The 19,213-nt window shown below is 35.6% G+C and carries 17 protein-coding genes; 16 read left to right on the forward strand and 1 reads right to left on the reverse strand.

From position 1 onward, the window contains the following. Window positions 1–671: 671 nt before the first annotated feature. From tatA to ACFIM6_RS00985, 9 genes are all read left to right on the forward strand, one after another. A complete protein-coding gene (gene tatA / locus ACFIM6_RS00945) occupies window positions 672–974 on the forward strand; it encodes a twin-arginine translocase TatA/TatE family subunit (protein ID WP_375611300.1) in 303 nt (100 codons plus the stop codon). 55 nt (window positions 975–1,029) lie between these two features. Continuing rightward, a complete protein-coding gene (locus ACFIM6_RS00950; protein WP_375611254.1) occupies window positions 1,030–1,470 on the forward strand; it encodes a twin-arginine translocase subunit TatB in 441 nt (146 codons plus the stop codon). Continuing rightward, window positions 1,467–2,249, forward strand: coding sequence for a twin-arginine translocase subunit TatC (gene tatC, locus ACFIM6_RS00955; protein ID WP_375611255.1), 783 nt, complete (start codon window positions 1,467–1,469; stop codon window positions 2,247–2,249). Before ACFIM6_RS00950 ends, tatC begins: the two co-directional genes overlap by 4 nt. A gap of 61 nt (window positions 2,250–2,310) precedes the next feature. After that, window positions 2,311–3,588, forward strand: a complete 1,278-nt coding sequence (gene serS, locus ACFIM6_RS00960) for a serine--tRNA ligase (protein WP_375611256.1) — start codon at window positions 2,311–2,313, stop codon at window positions 3,586–3,588. A gap of 133 nt (window positions 3,589–3,721) precedes the next feature. Then, window positions 3,722–4,381 carry a protein-L-isoaspartate(D-aspartate) O-methyltransferase gene (locus ACFIM6_RS00965; protein WP_273791164.1) on the forward strand — a complete coding sequence of 220 codons (660 nt, stop codon included), beginning with the start codon at window positions 3,722–3,724 and terminating at the stop codon, window positions 4,379–4,381. Between the two features lie 155 nt (window positions 4,382–4,536). Further along, window positions 4,537–5,718 (forward strand): peptidoglycan DD-metalloendopeptidase family protein, encoded by a 1,182-nt coding sequence (locus ACFIM6_RS00970; RefSeq protein ID WP_375611257.1) that lies wholly within the window; start codon window positions 4,537–4,539, stop codon window positions 5,716–5,718. A 686-nt stretch (window positions 5,719–6,404) separates the two neighbouring features. Further along, window positions 6,405–6,857, forward strand: a complete 453-nt coding sequence (yajC, locus tag ACFIM6_RS00975; protein ID WP_375611258.1) for a preprotein translocase subunit YajC — start codon at window positions 6,405–6,407, stop codon at window positions 6,855–6,857. A 462-nt stretch (window positions 6,858–7,319) separates the two neighbouring features. Further along, complete coding sequence (locus ACFIM6_RS00980) at window positions 7,320–7,706, forward strand: Mth938-like domain-containing protein (RefSeq protein ID WP_375611259.1); 387 nt, start codon at window positions 7,320–7,322, stop codon at window positions 7,704–7,706. A gap of 878 nt (window positions 7,707–8,584) precedes the next feature. Continuing rightward, window positions 8,585–9,445 carry a phytoene/squalene synthase family protein gene (locus ACFIM6_RS00985; protein ID WP_375611260.1) on the forward strand — a complete coding sequence of 287 codons (861 nt, stop codon included), beginning with the start codon at window positions 8,585–8,587 and terminating at the stop codon, window positions 9,443–9,445. A 912-nt stretch (window positions 9,446–10,357) separates the two neighbouring features. Here the strand turns inward: ACFIM6_RS00985 and ACFIM6_RS00990 are convergent. Then, the gene (locus ACFIM6_RS00990; RefSeq protein ID WP_375611261.1) at window positions 10,358–12,247 is read right to left on the reverse strand and encodes a peptidyl-prolyl cis-trans isomerase; all 1,890 of its coding nucleotides are present in this window, start codon (window positions 12,245–12,247) and stop codon (window positions 10,358–10,360) included. A gap of 154 nt (window positions 12,248–12,401) precedes the next feature. Here ACFIM6_RS00990 and tpiA point away from each other — a divergent pair, with 154 nt between their 5' ends. From tpiA to ACFIM6_RS01025, 7 genes are all read left to right on the forward strand, one after another. Beyond that, window positions 12,402–13,166, forward strand: a complete 765-nt coding sequence (tpiA, locus tag ACFIM6_RS00995) for a triose-phosphate isomerase (RefSeq protein WP_375611262.1) — start codon at window positions 12,402–12,404, stop codon at window positions 13,164–13,166. Between the two features lie 82 nt (window positions 13,167–13,248). Next, window positions 13,249–13,701, forward strand: a complete 453-nt coding sequence (secG, locus tag ACFIM6_RS01000; RefSeq protein WP_375611263.1) for a preprotein translocase subunit SecG — start codon at window positions 13,249–13,251, stop codon at window positions 13,699–13,701. 129 nt (window positions 13,702–13,830) lie between these two features. After that, on the forward strand, window positions 13,831–15,459 hold the full coding sequence (locus tag ACFIM6_RS01005; protein ID WP_375611264.1) for a CTP synthase: 1,629 nt from the start codon (window positions 13,831–13,833) through the stop codon (window positions 15,457–15,459). Window positions 15,460–15,495: 36 nt separating this feature from the next. Next, window positions 15,496–16,332: a 3-deoxy-8-phosphooctulonate synthase gene (gene kdsA / locus ACFIM6_RS01010; protein WP_273791141.1), complete on the forward strand. Its 837-nt coding sequence runs from the start codon at window positions 15,496–15,498 to the stop codon at window positions 16,330–16,332. A 71-nt stretch (window positions 16,333–16,403) separates the two neighbouring features. Further along, window positions 16,404–17,672, forward strand: coding sequence for a phosphopyruvate hydratase (gene eno, locus ACFIM6_RS01015; protein WP_375611265.1), 1,269 nt, complete (start codon window positions 16,404–16,406; stop codon window positions 17,670–17,672). A gap of 115 nt (window positions 17,673–17,787) precedes the next feature. Beyond that, entirely contained in the window at window positions 17,788–18,195 is a 408-nt protein-coding gene (locus ACFIM6_RS01020; protein ID WP_375611266.1) for an NINE protein, read from the forward strand. A 386-nt stretch (window positions 18,196–18,581) separates the two neighbouring features. Then, on the forward strand, window positions 18,582–18,992 hold the full coding sequence (locus ACFIM6_RS01025) for a TM2 domain-containing protein (protein ID WP_375611267.1): 411 nt from the start codon (window positions 18,582–18,584) through the stop codon (window positions 18,990–18,992). Window positions 18,993–19,213 lie beyond the last annotated feature (221 nt).

The following is a 19,213-nucleotide window of genomic DNA, read 5'->3' on the forward strand; positions in this document are numbered from 1 at the left end:
TTATTTTTTAGCAGTATTGCAATACCTCTTGGCACTTGAGTTGGTTCATAAAGTACATTTTTACTCTTTCCGCTAATAGTTTTATTTACACGCCAGATATTTAATTGAATGCTATGATGGCTCATATTTCGTATTGTATATGGAATAATGGATGATAAAATTTCCACCCCAACGCAAAGAATAAATGTTGTGCGTAAGATGATCGTTTTTGAAGAGACTGATGATGTGTTAAGAAAGTTTTTTAGAGATTTTTCTTTCTGATTTTTTTAATTGAATACGTAAAATGTTTTACAGCATGTTATGATTTTTATCAGTAAAGGATAATTTGGCAGAAATGTTTGTAATGATATGTAAAGCATTGTTTAAAAGGAAAGACATTGGCTATAGTATTTACAGGAAGATGAGTAACCTAAGAGATCAGATGAAGTTATTTTAGAAAAGTTTTTAAGTGTTTTGAACTTTGTATGAAGTGGTTTATCATTTTTGAATGGTTTGTGTTATAATACGCTAAAAAAGGATGAGAGGATAAAAAGTTCTTTTTGCAATAAAAGCGTGTAATTGCTTTTAAGTTAAGAAGAAAATATATAAGTAAGATATTATATTTGATACATTCTTCAGGGGAAGCATGGATAAATGAAATCAAATTTAAAAGCATAAAGTTAGAGAGAATAATGGGTAATATTTTTTCACCAACGCATTTAATTATAATTTTATTGATTATCTTTGTGCTTTTCGGTCGCGGTAAAATTTCTGAATTAATGGGCGATGTTGCTAAAGGAATTAAAGCCTTCAAAAAAAATATGAAAGAAGAAGATGACGGCATTGAGGATAAAGTTGAAATGGCTCCTACTTCCCAAATGATTGATGTAGAATCTCAACAATCTCAGCCGTTATCGGTAAAACATGCAACAGCACGCAGAAAGGTTTCTTCTGTTTCTAAAAAAAGCAAAACATCTGTTGCTAAAAAACAGTAACAAAAATGCAATCATCATTGTGCAATATTTTTTGATGAGAAAGTCGAATTAAGAGATGTTTGGGATTGACGGACCAGAGTTTATCGTAATCTTACTTGTTCTCATCATTGTCGTTGGACCAAAAGATTTACCTAAAATATTAAAGACAGTAGCAAAGATAAGAGCGTATGTGTATTCAACAGCAAATGAACTTCGTCATCAGTTTGATGATGTAATAAAACAAATCGAGCGCGATGATTTGCAAAAAGTATGTTCGGATATTAGCGATTCAAGCAAGAAGTTGGCAGAAACTTTTGATCCCACTCAAAATATATTAGAGGATATCCACGATAATTGGGATGTTAAGGAAACACATCATAAATCAAAAAAAGATAAAGAAATTTTGGAATGTGATCAAAAGGTAATCAAGAAAGATATGACAGTTTCTATAGCTTCTCATCATTCTGAAAACATTTTTGTTTCTCCTAAAGATAAAGAAAAAGAAGATATGTCATGAATGTAAAAAAAAATGAAGTTGATGCTAATATGGCTCCACTTTTAGAACATTTAATTGAACTTCGTCAGCGAATTATTTCTGCCTTGGTTGCATTTATGATCGCTTTTATGATGTGTTTTCTTGTTAAAGATTATATCTTAAATTTTTTACTATGGCCATATCAGTGGGCAATGAAAATAGCAGGGGGTAACCCTGAGGGTATTCGTTTGCAATCAACGCAAGTATGGGAAACTTTTTTAACGAAGATGAAGCTTTCTGCTTTTGGGGGAATTATTTTATCTTTTCCCTATACGGCTTTTCAGTTTTATAGTTTTATTGCACCAGGGCTTTATAAAAATGAGCGGATGGCTTTTTTACCATTTCTCATTGGGGGGCCTATTTTATTTTGTATTGGGGGAGCGTTTGTTTATGGTCTATTAGCGCCAATAATACTATGGTTTAGCCTTTCTCAACAATTTCTTCCAGATGTTCATTTAAAAATAGAGTTTATAGTGCGTATTTCTGATTATTTGGGCTTTATGACATCATTTATCCTAATTTTTGGTTTGATTTTTCAATTACCTCTTGTCATCAGTCTTTTAACAAAAATTGGATTTTTAACGTCTCATGATTTGGTGTCTAAACGAAAATGGGCTATTTTGCTCTCTTTTATCATTGCGGCAATCATAACGCCGTCGGATTTTTTTACGATGTTTGCAGTGGCTTTACCAACAATAGCACTTTACGAGATTTCAATTTTAATTGCTTACAGTATAGAAAAGAGAAGAAAATCCGCTTAAGAAAAGTGTATAATCTTATGCGATAAGGAATGAATAAAAACAATATAAATGAGGAATTTTTATGCTTGATATTAAGTGGATTCGTGACAATCCTGAGAAATTAGATAAAGCACTCGTAAGTAGAGGTCTTGAGCCACAAGCTGAAAGGTTAATACAACTTGATCTTGCACGTCGGTCGCATATTGCTAAGGTGCAATTGGCGCAGGAACGTCGCAATGCTGTTTCAAAGGAAATAGGACAGGCTTTAGCGGTATCGGATCAGCAAATGGCTGAACGTCTTAAAGCTGAAGTTGAAGAGATTAAAGCTTTTCTTTCCTCTGCAACAGTGGAAGAAAAACAGCTGACGGAGAGTCTTGAGAAAATTCTTTCAGCACTTCCCAATATTCCATTAGATGATGTTCCAGAAGGTAAAGATGAAAGTGATAATGTCGTCATTCGACATTTTGGTACACCTCCAACATTTAATTTTACACCAAAGGAACATTTTGATCTTGGTCAAGATCTCAAACAGATGAATTTTGAACGAGCTAGTCGTTTGTCTGGAACACGTTTTACAGTACTTTCAGGGGCGTTAGCACGGCTAGAACGAGCATTAGGCCAATTTATGCTTGATGTGCATGTCAATGAGAATGGTTACACAGAAGTCTCAGTACCTCTTCTTGTTCGTGATGAGATTGTTTACGGAGCAGCACAATTACCGAAATTTGCTGAAGACCTTTTTCGTACAACAGATGGTCGATGGCTTATTTCCACAGCAGAAGTGCCATTAACCAATTTGGTCAACGATGAAATTTTTGAAATATCAGATTTACCACTGCGATTTTCTTCTTTATCTCCCTGTTTTCGTTCAGAGGCGGGAGCAGCCGGTCGTGATACGCGCGGTATGTTGCGTCAGCATCAATTTTGGAAAGTTGAAATGGTCTCGATTACCAGTGAAGAGCAGTCTTTAATTGAATTGGAACGTATGACGGAATGTGCAGAAGATATATTAAAACGGCTTGGTTTGCCTTTTCGCACAGTGGTTCTTTCTACGGGTGATATGGGGTTTGCAGCGCGTAAAACCTATGACATCGAGGTTTGGCTTCCTGGTCAAGAATGTTATCGTGAAATTTCTAGCTGTTCAGTTTGTGGAGATTTTCAAGGTCGTCGTATGAATGCGCGCTATCGTAAAGACGGCGATAAAAAATTGCATTTTGTTCATAGCCTTAATGGTTCTGGTACGGCTGTTGGACGTTGTCTTATTGCCGTACTTGAAAATTATCAACAGGCTGATGGATCAATTATTATTCCAGATGTTTTACAACCTTATATGGGAGGCATGCGCTGTATTACTGCTTAATTTTACGAAAGGAGAGACAATATGCGTTTATTGCCAAGAGGTGATGATACACAGATGCAAGTTTTTGCCTTTTTAAAAGAAGCAGTTTGTCAGTATGATAAAAGTGCACCTCCATTGGAGATTGAATGATACTATGGGGCAAAAGGGTATTTTACAATTTCGTGAGGAGTTAGCCGCTCTTGTACTGAAAATGCGTAGCAAAGGCATTGATGACGTGCGATTTTTTTCGGCATTAGAGAAAATTCCGCGTCAACAGTTTGTTGCTGCTCCTTGGTTCAATAGTGCTTATGATAATAAAGTTATTCCCCTTGAGTGTGGTGAATATATGGAACGTTTGGAAGAACAACTCTTAATTCTTTCGGCATTATCGTTGAAAAAAAGGCATCGTGTCTTAGAAATTGGTACAGGATCTGGTTTTTGTACTGCTCTTATGGCATGTCTGAGTGACCGTGTGACAACGATTGATCGTTATAAAACGCTTGTTGATTTAGCACGCCAAAAATTTCAAACTTTAGGAATTGAAAATATTGTTATACGGCAGATTGATGGAAGTCATAGCGTGACAGGCTTAGGATCATTTGATCGCATTCTTATTTGGCCATCACGTTTTGATGAACCAAAGGAATTTTTAGAACTTTTAGCTGAAAATGGAATTCTCATTCAGGCGATAGGACCTGACGAAGGGGTACAAACGGTGACGCGCTATACAAAAATTGGTAGTCGATTTGAGTGTTTAGAACTGTTCCAAGTGCGTTACCAACCTTTTATTAAAGGCATTGCGGAGATACTTTAATTTTTAAAAGCTAAGAAGTTTCTGCGAATTGTCTACGTTAAATTCATTTTGATCTTATATAAAGATATTTATGAATAAAACATCTCATTTTAACTCTTCGGTAATTTAAAAAAGCTTTAATGGAGTGAGTTGATTATTGATGAGTGAGCAAAACGATGTGTCTAAAAGCTTTGGATAATATTTTCCAGCATAATTTTCAGAGAATAACTTTGTTAGCGGTGGTAACTATTGTTGCTGGTTGTAGTTCTGGTACACAGCGTTTTTCCAATACGTTCTCTCATCGTACGGTATCATCTCAATCAAATATATCAAGCACTATGTATACAGACCCGCGAATGCTATCATACGGTAGTGGTATGATACAAAGCACTGAATTGCCACCTGTGGAATCAAGCGATGATTCGTGGGGAGATGATAATTCCCCCTATAATTTTCCACATCAAGATAGGATAACTTCTTCTGATGGTCGCGTTATGGGCTCCCCTCCACGTAATCTTGGAACACTTTCTCGTTCACAAATGGATAAATCTCCTATTTTTCGGCGGAATTCTTATATTGTCCAGAGCGGAGATACACTGCTCAGTATTGCACGACAAGTAGGGGTTAGTGTTGAGGCATTAAAATTAGCAAATGGTATAAACAGCAATTCCATTTATATCGGTCAGGTCCTTGTTGTTCCAAGCAGGCGTACATTAGCAGCTTCAAATGCACACAATAATAACGATTGGGCAGTGTCAACAACAGAATCTGCATCCCAATCTCAAGTGATGTCCTCTATAAAAAACAAGAAGTCCTCTCCTATATATAAAGCTCCTGTAACAACGCCACCCTCTGCAAAGATGAACAAATCAAGTTCTGAGAAAAATTTTTCTAAACAGATGACGCAATTGAAACATGAGACTGGTTTGTCAAGTACTGTTACGAATACAGATAATATGACGACTCCGCAAGCCACAGGAATTTCTAAGATGCGTTGGCCAGTACGAGGGCGTTTATTAAGCCAGTTCGGTCAAAAAAAGGGAACAGTAATGAATCGAGGAATAGATATTGCAGTGCCTGAAGGGTCTTCGGTAAAGGCGGCAGAAAATGGTGTGGTTATTTATGCGGGAGATGGACTAAAAGAGCTTGGTAATGTTGTGATGATTCGACATGAAAATGATATTATCACTATTTATGGATGTAATAGTAAGCTTGTTGTTAACAAAGGACAAAGGATAAGGCGCGGTGATGAGATTGCTAAATCTGGTGTTTCAGGAAATGTTAAAACGCCACGTGTCTATTTTGAGATGCGTAAGAATTCATTACCTGTTGATCCCCTTAAATATTTAGAAAACTAATTTATTGATGACTTTTACATTTGAATAGTCTTACAGTTTATAGAAAATTCATGAAAAACAATTGATTTTCTTAAATCAATAACATAGCAGCAAAAAATCATTGGTTTTAGAAAAGTAGTTCGTTGGGGTCGTTAGATATTACCATCTTTGTATTTATGAAAGTGTAAGACAATAGTATCATACTATTTGTCAGCTTTGAGTGTTCCAATTGCTCTTGCATTTGAGAGAAGCATGAAAAAAGATATTTTCACGCCTTTCTTAAAAAGTTTTTATCTACAGGCTCATTTCATATGTGTGACGTGCAAGAAAATCGTTTTGATTAATTCAGAAGGTTTGAAATGAGAGCGTTTTATTGTATTTAGATCTGTCATTTGATATCAAAAACGATAAATTATCTATATAAATTAAGTTTGTTCATTAGAAAAATTATCTTGTATAATTTATTGAGTTAGTGAAAAGATTTATATTGTAGGATATACAATAGGGGAAAGTGAATCTATTTTTTAAGATTTTTCTCATTGTATTTTGGTATTCTGCCTCTTAAGGATTTATTGTATTTTTGTAAAGCTGTGATTAGATTATGTAGTTATTGCTTTTTATGATAAATTCTTTAGGAATTTTTTCTGTATCGGAATTTCATTTTAATAGAGTGGGAAATACCTGAGGTTTAACTATAGGAGATAAAAATGTTTATGACGAACGCTTATGCTCAAGTTGCAGGCGATGTTTCCGGTGGAATTTCATTTGCTAGCGCTGTCCCATTCATTTTAATTTTTGCAATTATGTATTTTTTTATGATTCGTCCACAGCGTGCCCAAATGAAAAAACGCCAAGAAATGCTTAATGCAGTACGTCGTGGTGATACAGTTATAACGGGTGGTGGTATTATCGGCAAGGTTACGAAGGTTCACGACGAGAGTGGTGAATTAGAGGTTGAAATTGGTGAGAGTATGAATATTCGTGTTATTCGCTCAACGTTAGCTGATGTGCGCGTTAAAGGTGAGCCGATTGCAGAAAAAAAGTCAAAACTTAATGCTAAAGCAAAAACACCACAAAAGTCTAAATCTAAAAAGACAACGAAAGAAGATATGAGTATCTCTGAAGAGAAAAAAGCTGTATCAAAGGAAAATGCATCTTAAGGTGTAATGGCAGTTTATTACATTTTTTAAGCATTTTTATAAAAAGCTTGGCAAGATCAAGACAATTTCATTGAAAAAGAGGCTTTTATAGTGGCTACAGAAAATGGAGTTTTTGTTTTCTTTAGATTATTAAAATAGTTGTTTTATTTATAGAATGTTACGCAATTTTTTTCTGTTTTTTAAACAAGATCATTGTTTTTATAAAAAGCAATTTGTGAGTAAATAAGCTGAGGAAACTTTTTAAAAGATAGATTTATTTAAGCAGGTATAGCATTTTACCGCGGTTTATTCCCAAATTTTCATATATTTGTTGTATGAGAAGATTAGGGCATTATATAAAAATTTTTACTTCAATACTAGGCTATGTTTAACATATCAATGTTTATATCAGCCTTATTTTAATTTTTATGATGAGAAGAAGCAAAGACAATTGGATTATTCAAAAATAAAAGGTGCATATTCATGTTCGATGCAATTCAAATTCGTGAAGCACATTTTCCAAGTCGCGCACCTATTGATGCTTATGGAAATGGTGGGTTTCGTTTTGCTGATATGTCTCATAGAGGTTCTATTATTTGTGTACCATCAGGTATTTATGGCATTGAGATGGCAGGGCCTGTTCCCACTCAAAGGGATATATCTCGTATTTTAGAAGAAGCTTCTGAAATCGAAGTTTTATTAATAGGTACTGGAATTGAATTATTACGATTACCTGAAGAGTTACGGGTGCTTTTATGGGAAAAACGTATTTCATCAGATACAATGAGTACGGGAGCGGCGGTGCGTACATTTAATGTTTTATTGGCTGAAGATCGCGCTGTTGCGGCGTTATTATTTGCGGTAGAATAGAGTATTGTTTAATAAAACAAAGGCTCTGGTCTAGCATGAAAGACTTGTGTGATTATTTTCTGCGCTGTAAAATACTGTCGTTTAAGGCGGTGATATAAGGGTATAGAATATACATAACTTAACACATTAAGTGTTTTTTAAATACAGCAGCAAGTATTCAGGACAAAGTTTACTCATAGTTCCTAATGAATCACATGAGTGATCAGCTCTTGGCACTTAAGACGGTTCATAAGAGGCATTTTAATTCTTTCTTATACAGTTTTTACCTACAAGCCAGTTCCGCTTGTGACGTGCAAGGGAATAGTTTTTATTGATGTAACATGGAATTGGTTTGAAATGAAAGTATATCTACGATATTTGGGATTCTAATTTAACATACAAAACACAAAATTATCATTATAAATCAATGCGTTTATAGTAACAGAAACGTACCGAGAGCAATTGGATTTTTTACAAATTGGTGTTGGTAAGAGCCTTTGTCTTTTAGGATGGGGAGGAGGTCAATGATTTGATGAAGTTTTTGTGATCAGTGCATTTTTTATAAAATAACATTGTCATCTATCCACTGAAAAAGTGTCTTGCATTGTTTGTTGTTCAAGTTTTACTATGCATGTTACGATTGGTTTTTAGCTTTTTTATTGCAAATGAAAACTTGAAGTCCGATAAGATAAGTTTTATCAGAAAAATTATTTATTTAATTTTTTTCTTTCTAAAACGAAAAGGGATTAGAAAAGAAATTTTAATTCATAATACAGTTAAGAGACACATTTAAAAATCTTATTTTCTGAACTGTATTTGCTTATCCTTCATTTTTTAATATGAATAAAAAGAGGGTATTAATTTAATTGCTAAAAAAGGGACGTTAATAGGTTCATAGAATGATAGGCTCTCTTCCTTATTGTCTTGATATTTTACGTACCATAGATCGTGATCGCTATATATCGGTTTTATTTGCACCTAAAAAAAAGCGCCAAGCATTGGCTGCTCTTTATGTATTTAATGCTGAAGTTTCTCGTATCCGCGAAAGTGTACATGACCCACTCATAGGAGAAATACGGTTACGTTGGTGGTATGATGCTATTGCTCATGGTGAAATGCAAACGAGTGGAAACAATCCGATTTTGAATGATTTATTAAAAGCAATCACTCTTTTTAATTTACCTAAGACAGCTTTTTTACGTTATTGTGATGCGCAAATTTTAGATCTTTATCACAATCCAATAGAAACACTTCATGATCTAGAGCATTATTGTGGTGAGACAGCAGGCATAATTTTACAGCTTTCTTGTCAGATATTAGATCCTGAAACTGCACAAGAGTTTACAGATATCTATGAACATGGAGGGATTTCTCAAGGATTAAGCGGTGTATTGCGTCTTTTATCATTCATGCAATCACGATATCAATATTATTTACCCACTGATATATTAAAGGCTGTAGGAGTGAATAGGGAAGATTTGGAATCTCATCGTCTCAGCGATCAACAAAAGGGTTGTATTGTTGAAGCTATGGTAGCATTATCGCGCGATCATTATACCCAATTTTACGAGTATTCTTGTACTTTACCTAGAGTTCTTAAGCCAGCTTTTCTTCCATTGGTCATTGTACCAGCTTCTCTTCAAAAAGCTATACAGCTGGGGGCAGCAATTTTTCAAGAGAGTGCAACTTTGCCATTGATGTATCGCTATTGGTTGATAACAAGGGCAGCAATAAGCGGCAATTTTCCAAAGATATTGTAAAAAAATATTACTACGTTGGAATGCGTAACATGTAGACTGATTTTTTCATATGAAGATAAAAGGAGCTATTGTGATTCCAAACCATTTTTTTGTTATAAAAAATGTTGATGTTTTGGTTGTTATGAACGCAAAAGAATAAGAAATTTTATGATCTTGAAAATACGCTGTATTTCTTCATCAGTAATATGTTTTATTCAGAGTATTGGATGGGTGAGATGCAGAGAAAGAAAAACATGAGATAAATCTTAATACATTGGTTTGTTTGAAGAAGAACTTTTAAGTACTCTGAATGTATTGATTGTATCTCATTTGCAAATGAAATGAAATTTCTATTTTATGAGAGAAGTTATCTTAGCAGTCTATAAGTCTATAAAAAACTCTTATTTTTGAGAAATTATAACATCATAATTGATGACTGTTATGATTGATGAATATATTGATTTATAATGATAATACGTTTTTTCTTATATTGAATGAGAGTCTTGAATAGAAAAAGATTTCTCCATTTTTATAATGAATTTTAAAAATAGTTTTTTTATCTATTATAAGTTGGATGTGTAAATGAAATCATTTAAGGAAGAAGCAATACGCTCCCTATGAATGAATATTAAGAGTAGCAATATAATGAGCTATGAATGAATGACGATAGGGATGATGTTTATAGCTTAATGGGCGGCAACCTTTACGACCTTTGGATGGATAATGTTTTTTAATGCATTGCAAAAACGATTCTACATTCCATTGACTATTTTCTCGCAAATCCATACATGCACTGTTTTGCGAGAAAATGAATCATTATACAAACGCTGATCCTAAGATATGCAGACAAGAAATCCGTCTTACCTCTTCAACTATAGACGAAGAGCTGATGAAAACTTTATCAATAAGTTCTTAAAATTATGCACAATCTTTTTATTGGAGAGCGTTAAAGATCTGATTATAATTTGTGCTATTAATTTCCAAAGGATGTTCTTTATTGGCAACTTGTAGCATTTCTAGCTTGAGATCTTCTCTTATCATCATATCTATATTGGCGCGGACCTCAGTTGAAAGAGTATGAGACGTGATATCTTTAGGCATGGTTACAGTCTTTATTTGATAAATGATACGGTTTGTTGCAACCGGACCTTTTATGATGCCATAATGACCTTTGGGAGCAGCAAATAATGCTTTAATCCCTTCAACGCCAAGGATTTCAGATGAGTCTTGACGCCGGAGGGCGGGTGTTGTTTGTTTTGTAACACCAAGGGTATGAGCAAGAGCAACAAGACTTTTTCCTTCCGTGAGCTGTTTGAGAGCATTTTGGGCTTTTTCATCAAGAAGACGTTGGATTTCCTCATTTTTCCATTGAGAAAGAACATCTAGCTTAGCCTCTTCAAGTGTCTTATCACGGGAAGGAATAATTTTATCGACCTTGTACCAGAGATATCCACCATTTTGAAAAGAGAGAGGATCAAGATCGACTCCTTCGTTTGATTGATAGATGGCATTCAGTAAAATATCTTTTTGAGGTAAATCCGTGAGTATTGCACCTTCAAGCGTTTTTCCCGTTTTATCAATAGTAATTGTGCGCAAAGATAACTTGTATTGGTCAGCTAACTCTTTGAGAGAAGCACCCTCAAAACGAGCATTTTCAATGGCAGCATAATTGTTACGGATATCATCAGTAGCACGATTTTTGGCAAGTATTTGGCGAATATTTTCTTCTACACTTTCAAAAGGAAGAGAGCTTGAAGGTTCAATATGCGTAACGCGAATGAGAACAGGTCCCTGTAAGTCATTTATCACAGGACTGACTTGGCCTTGTTGAAGTTCAAAAATTTCAGATGTCAGATGATTAGGAAGTTCGTTTTCTGCGAGAGGACCTTTTTTTATGTCATTAAGAGTCTTTTTTTCAGCTTTTACCAGTTCATCAAAACTCAATCCGTCAGCTATTTTTTTTGCTGCATTATCGGCTTCTTCGCGTGAGGGGAATCGCAGTTCTTCGAATGTACGCTTTTCAGGCGTTACAAAACGTGAAGCATTTTGTGTATAATAGGCTTTTGCCTCATCTGTTGAGATATCTTTAGGTTTTACAAAATCATTAAGTTCCATAGATAGCAAAGAGACAGTACGGTATTCTGGAGCACGAAATTGACTTTGATGTGTTTCAAACCATTTTTGTAATGTTTCGTAATCAGGATCAGCAATTGTTTTCTTTTCTTTTAGATCAATAACGAGATAATCAGCAATACGCATTTCTCCTTGATAAAGAGCAAGTGCTTTATAAAAGAGATTTGGTGCCTTCATATCAGAAAGTAAAGCAGCAATAAGCTGATTACGCTTTTCTTGTTTGGTGTAATAATTAAGAAAAGCACTTTCACTAATACGTAAATGCTGAAGATAGTTATAAAACAAGTTTTTATCAAAAGTGCCATTTACTTGGAACATTTTATCAGAACCAATCGTATGAGCTATTGTATCTTTTGAAAGACTTATTTTCATTTTACGTGCTTGTTCATCAAGCAGTACATTTTGTTGTAATTGATTAAATACAAAAGCAGGAATTTGGTATTGCTGCATTTCATTTGTTGTAAACATTCGTCCAAGATGAGCAGCATATGCTAAACGTGCGCTTTGATCGGCGAGTGCAAGACGATAATCATCGACAGTTACTGTGGACTTTCCAGAAGTAATAAGATCTCTTTCACTTTTTTTGTGTAACTGCGGTACCCCCCATAAAAGAATGAAGCATAAGAGTAAAATAGCAAGGAAAATTCTAAAAATCCAAGAATTTGTAGCATTTCTTATGATGTCAAGCATTGTTCAAGTCCATTTTTAATGTGAGTTATTATCAAAGCTGTAATGGAATTTGCAATAAAGAGATGAAAGATGCAAGCTTTAAAGACTTGCTTTCATTTTATAATTTGGTAACTACAGATAAACAATATATTGTAAAAGCTCTTGAGGTGAAAATATGTCTCCAAATATTCGGCCTTTTCTTGCTGGAAATTGGAAAATGAATGGAACGAGTGAATCGCTTGGAGAGTTGCGTGCTATTGCTACAGGCGTTAGCTCTGATCTAGGTCATCTTTTTGAGGCGCTTATTTGTGTTCCAGCAACGCTTTTATCGCGTGCTTCTAATACGCTGAATGGTGAAAATCTCCTTTTGGGAGGACAAAATTGTCACTTTGATGATCATGGTCCTTATACTGGAGATATTTCAGCTTTTATGCTTAAAGAAGCGGGAGCAAGTCATGTTATTATTGGGCATTCAGAACGTCGTACAGTGTACCAGGAAAATGATGCGATTGTCTGTGCCAAAGTGCAAGCTGCGTGGCGAGCAGGTCTTGTGGCTCTTGTATGTATTGGTGAAACATTGGAGGAGCGTAATAATAATAAAGTACTGGATATTCTCACGCAGCAGCTTGAAGAATCTCTCCCAAATGATGCAACAGCAGAGAATACCATTATCGCTTATGAACCAGTTTGGGCGATAGGCACCGGCAATACAGCGACTCCAGAAGATATTGCAAAAGTACATCATTTCATTCGTGATAGGGTGCGCTCTCGTTTTGGTGATGAAGGCAATAAGATACGTTTGCTTTATGGTGGATCCGTAAAACCATCCAATGCATTTGAGCTTTTAAGCATTGCTCATGTTAATGGTGCTTTGATAGGTGGAGCAAGCTTAAAAGCGATTGATTTTTTAACTATTTGCGATGTTTGTCGTAAACTATAGCAGAGAAATTTGAGTTTCCCCTTGGATTGTGCGTTATTTATGTGTAAATAGCTATTAAAGAGTTATTTAAAGAGCAGGGTTTATGCAAACAGTACTTATAGTTATTCATTTTTTGATTGTGATTACTTTGGTTGGTATTATATTAATTCAACCTTCAGAAGGTGGTGGGTTAGGTGTGAGTAATAGCTCAGGGTTGATGAAAACTCGTGGATCTCGAAACCCTTTAACACGTTTGACTGCTATTTTAGCCTGTTGTTTTTTTGTTGTGTCTATTGGACTTACCGTGGTGAGTAATATATCAAATTCTAGTTCTGATATCTTAAAGCGTATACCGGTTAATTCAGAACAGAATTCTACCAATAAAGACTCAGGATCAGTCCCATCGTCAGATGGTGAGTCTTCCCCTTCTATTCTTGAACAGCTAGGAGGCACTTCGAATTCTTCGCAGGAACAGAAACAGTCCACAAATCCTGAAGCAGAAAGTCCAGTTCCTCAGGTTCTTGAAAATACAGTTCCCGATAACAGTACAAAATAGTTTTTTAAGAAAACATAGACTTTTTAAAAAAGGTGATTTTTTTCGCCTTTTTTATTTTAGAAGAAAAATTGTTTCTTTTTGCATTTTTTGCTGGAAAAATCATTATAAATTGCTTATCACCATAAGCCCATGGCACGTTATGTTTTTATTACTGGTGGTGTGGTTTCTTCCCTTGGAAAAGGCATCGCAGCGGCGGCGTTAGCAGCGTTATTACAGGCTCGTGGCTATCGCGTACGTCTTCGCAAACTTGATCCTTATTTAAATGTTGATCCAGGTACGATGTCACCTTATCAACATGGTGAAGTATTTGTGACCGATGATGGTGCAGAAACGGATCTTGATCTTGGTCATTATGAGCGTTTTACTGGGCGTTCTGCAAATAGCCAAGATAATATTACAACAGGGCGTATTTATCGCAATATCATTGAACGAGAGCGGCGTGGTGATTATTTGGGGGCAACAGTCCAAGTTATCCCTCATGTTACAGATGAAATTAAGAGATTCATTACGATGGGAAATGAAGAATTTGATTTTGTTTTGTGTGAGATAGGTGGAACGGTTGGTGATATTGAAGCAATGCCTTTTCTAGAAGCGATTCGTCAGCTTCGCAATGAGCTACCGAGACAAAATGTCGTTTATGTCCATCTCACATTAATGCCTTATATTCCTTCAGCAGGTGAATTAAAAACGAAACCAACACAACATTCTGTCAAAGAATTGCAAGCAGTTGGTATTTCTCCTGATATTTTGCTTGTACGTGCAGATCGATCTATTCCAGAAACAGAACGGTGCAAATTATCACTTTTTTGCAATGTTCGCTCCAATGCAGTCATTCAGGCATTAGATATGCCAACAATTTATGATGTTCCTATGGCATACCATAAGGAGGGTTTGGACTCTGAAGTTCTTTGCGCTTTTGGAATCGATTCGGCACCTTCCCCCAAAATGGATCGTTGGGAAGATATTACGCATCGTATTCACCATCCTGAAGGAGAAGTTACGATTGCTGTTGTGGGAAAATATACGGGCTTAAAGGATGCTTATAAATCTCTTATTGAAGCGATTGCGCATGGTGGTTTAGCGAATAGAGTGAAGGTTAATATTGAGTGGATTGATTCGGAGCTTTTTGAAAAAGAAGATTCTGTTTCAGCTTTACAAAAAGCCCATGGAATTTTGGTTCCAGGTGCTTTTGGGGCACGAGGGGCAGAAGGGAAGATTCGAGCAATTCAATTTGCGCGAGAGCGTAAAGTTCCATTTTTAGGGATTTGTTTTGGGATGCAATTAGCTTGTATAGAAGCTGCGCGCAATATTGCACAGATTGAGAATGCTTCATCAAGTGAGTTTTGTGAAACAGACAATCCAATTGTAGGTTTAATGACAGAATGGCTTAAAGGAGACGTTCTTGAAAAACGTACAAGAAATGGTGATCTCGGCGGTTCAATGCGCCTTGGTGCTTTTGCTGCTGAATTAAAAGAAGAGAGTCATATTGCTCAAATTTATGGGGTGACCAAGATTGTCGAGCGACATCGTCATCGTTATGAGGTCAATATTGATTATAAGGATAAGTTAGAACAGTGTGGTTTGATTTTTTCTGGGATGTCTCCTGATGGTATTTTACCAGAAACGATAGAATATGTAGATCATCCATGGTTTATTGGTGTTCAATATCATCCAGAATTAAAATCCCGTCCTTTTGATCCACATCCGCTTTTTTCTTCTTTTATTGAAGCTGCTGTAGAACAAAGTCGATTAGTTTAATGCATAAATTGGGTTACTTTGCTTTTGAGGGATAAAATGACTAAACCAAATGCCCGTGTGAAAGTTGGAAATATGATTTTTTCAAATGAAATGCCTCTTTCATTAATTGCAGGGCCGTGTCAGATGGAAAGTCGTGATCATGCTTTTGAAATGGCTGGTCGTATTAAAACAATTACCGATCAGCTTGGTATCGGGTTTGTTTATAAATCAAGTTACGATAAAGCCAACAGAACCTCTTTGGGGGCGGCACGTGGTATTGGTCTTGAAAAAGCAATGTCCATTTTTTCTGATTTAAAAAAAGAGTTTAATTGTCCCATATTAACTGATGTGCATACAGAAGAGCAATGTACAATTGTTTCTTCTACAGTTGATATTTTACAAATACCGGCTTTTTTATGTCGTCAAACAGATCTTTTGGTAGCAGCCGCCAAAACAGAATGTGTTATTAATATTAAAAAAGGTCAGTTTTTAGCGCCGTGGGATATGGAGAATGTTTTAAAAAAGGTTGTTTACAGTGGTAATCCGAATGTTATGCTTTGTGAGCGAGGCACGTCATTTGGTTACAACCGACTTATTTCTGATATGCGTTCGTTGCCTATTTTACGTTCATTTGGTGCTCCTGTTATTTTTGATGCAACGCATTCTGTTCAAGAACCTGGGGGGCAGGGGGCTTCATCTGGTGGGCAGCGTCAATTTGTTGAAATTTTAGCGCGTGCAGCTGTCTCTGTTGGGGTAGCTGGTATTTTTTTAGAAACACATCAAGATCCAGATAATGCACCTTCTGATGGACCCAATATGGTTAAAGTTGATGATTTACAAAGATTGCTTGAGACTTTAATGGAATTTGATTATCTGTCAAAAAAGTTGAGTTGAGAAGAGAAAAAATATTTCATTAATAGGGCATTATAAATGAATCGAGACTTTTATTGGATAAGGAAACACATATGACTATAATTGTCGATATCATTGGACGTGAAGTTCTTGATAGCCGTGGTAATCCAACGGTAGAAGTTGATGTTCATTTGGAAAATGGTGCGTTTGGTCGCGCTCTGGTTCCTTCGGGAGCTTCAACAGGAGCACACGAGGCTATAGAGCTTCGTGATGGTGGTTTGCGCTATCAAGGGAAAGGTGTTGAAAAAGCGGTTGCTGCAGTTAATGGCGAAATTCTTGAAGAACTTGGTGGGCGGGATGCAACAAATCAAATTGCTATTGATCAAGCAATGATTGCTTTGGATGGAACGCCAAACAAAGCCCGTCTTGGTGCCAATGCACTTCTTGGTGTTTCATTAGCTGTTGCAAAAGCAGCTGCGGATTCATTAAATTTACCTTTGTATCGTTATATTGGTGGTACACAAGCGCATATTCTTCCAACCCCCATGATGAATATTATTAATGGTGGTGTTCATGCTGATAATTTGATTGATTTTCAAGAGTTTATGATTATCCCTATAGGAGCTCCTACTGTAAAAGAAGCTATCCGTTATGGCGCTGAGATTTTCCATGCATTAAAAAAGCGTTTAAAAGATGCGGGTTATAATACCAATGTTGGTGATGAAGGTGGTTTTGCTCCTCAATTTAAAAGTGCTGATCAAGCAATTGATTTTATTATAGAATCTATCATGATATGTGGTTATAAACCAGGTGAACAAATTGCCATTGGTTTAGACTGTGCTTCAACCGAATTTTATAAAAATGGTTCGTATTTTTATAAAGGTGAGGGGAAATGCCGAGACACCCAAGAGCAGGTAGATTATTTAGCGCAGCTTGTGAAAAATTATCCTATTATTACAATTGAAGATGGAATGGCAGAGGATGATTGGGAAGGTTGGAAGCTACTTACTGACACAATTGGAGAAAAATGTCAGCTTGTTGGCGATGATTTGTTTGTAACGAATTCAGCACGTTTGCGTGATGGTATCAAAATGGGGGTAGGCAATTCTATTCTCATAAAAGTTAATCAAATTGGTACATTGAGTGAAACACTTGATGCTGTAGAAGTAGCACATAAAGCAGGTTATCGTGCCATTATATCTCATCGTTCAGGCGAAACAGAGGATTCTTTCATTGCAGATCTTGCAGTTGCAACGAATTGTGGACAAATTAAAACAGGTTCTCTTGCACGTTCGGATAGATTAGCCAAATACAATCAACTTATTCGTATTGAAGAAATACTGGGAGCCCAAGCGCGTTATGCTGGTGATGTATATCGTTGATAGTTGTGAGCACAAAGTGTGAGAGTATGATATTATTTAGATTATGAAATTGAGATTTCTTATCAAAGACATGTACTCAGTAATTTTATAGGTATTTAAGTTTATAGGGATTAAGATGAGAGGTATAATTATTACTCAAGATCAAGGAATGTATCTCGTTTCGGGTGATGACGGTAAGCGTTATCAGTTTGCGACTTGGGATTGGTTGGGAAAGAAACCACCAAGGATTGGTGATACTGTTGATTTTGTCTATGAAGGGGGTGTTGTCAGTTCTGTTTTTCCATTGTTGAGATCAGGTACAGAGAACTCAAAGATAATGTTTGCACTTCTTTGTTGGGTTGCAGGTATCTTTGGTGTTCATCGCTTTATGGTTGGGAGAGTTCGGACGGGTACTTTAATGCTCGTTTTATCTTTATCATTGTTTGGATTGATGATTACCGGTATTTGGGCGATTGTTGATTTTATACTCATTATTGCTGGAAAATTTACGGATAAAGATGGGAATCAGATTACAGATTTGTAAAAAATTTACAATAAAAAGAAAATAATAAAGTTTACTTTTTATTTCGATCAATATATTAAGTTGCAATAATGCAAGATTATTGTACTCTATTTCTTTAATGTGAGATATTAAGAGAAATATGCACAGTTGAATAAAAGTATTGAAAAAGACTGTGCTATTTTATGTGGGTAAATCAAAGATATAAATCAACTAAAGCATGTTTTTTGTTACTGCTTATAGCAGGGGGAAATATTAGATTATTGGGGAGTTCCGAACTATTTTAACTTCATGTTTATCATGGTGAGTACGAATTGTATTTACACCGTGAGGTTAATCCGCATATTATCGAATTAGAAATAATCTCTTTATGAATAACACATGAGGAGCAGCTTTATAGGTGGGCAAGAATGAAAGGTAAGATTATTGGTCAGGATCAAGGAGATTATTTTGTTTCAGGGGCTGACGGTAAGCGTTATCAATTTTCAAGTTTCGATTGGTTAGGAAAAAAAACACCAAAAGTGGGTGATACCGTTGATTTTGTATATGAAGATAATGTTGTTAAATCTGTTCTCCCTCTCGTGAGTAAAACTCAGTCAGAAAAATCAAGATTGGCGATAGCACTTGTTTGTTGGTTTTTTGGATGGTTGGGAATTCATCGCTTTATGGCAGGTAAAGTTGGAACGGGTATTGTAATGCTTCTTATAACGATAACAGGTATAGGGCTGTTAGTTACTATACCGTGGTCATTCATTGATTTTATAGTTATTTTATCCGGATATTTTAGGGATGAAAACGGGGATAAAATTATAAATTGGTAGAAATTTTAGAATAATATAAAATGTAAAGAGTGAGGCACTTTCTTTACTTTTAATGTTGTCAATATATTAATTTAATAATGTAAATTATTTTAATATATGTCTTTAAATGTGAAATATTAAAGAAAATTATGAATATTTAAATAAAACTATTGAAAAAGACTGTACTATTTCATATGAAAAAAAGCAAAGGTGCAAATCGAACAGCGTGCTTTGTATTACCA

The organism is Bartonella sp. AA9NXGY, assembly GCF_042196845.1.
GTDB lineage: Bacteria > Pseudomonadota > Alphaproteobacteria > Rhizobiales > Rhizobiaceae > Bartonella.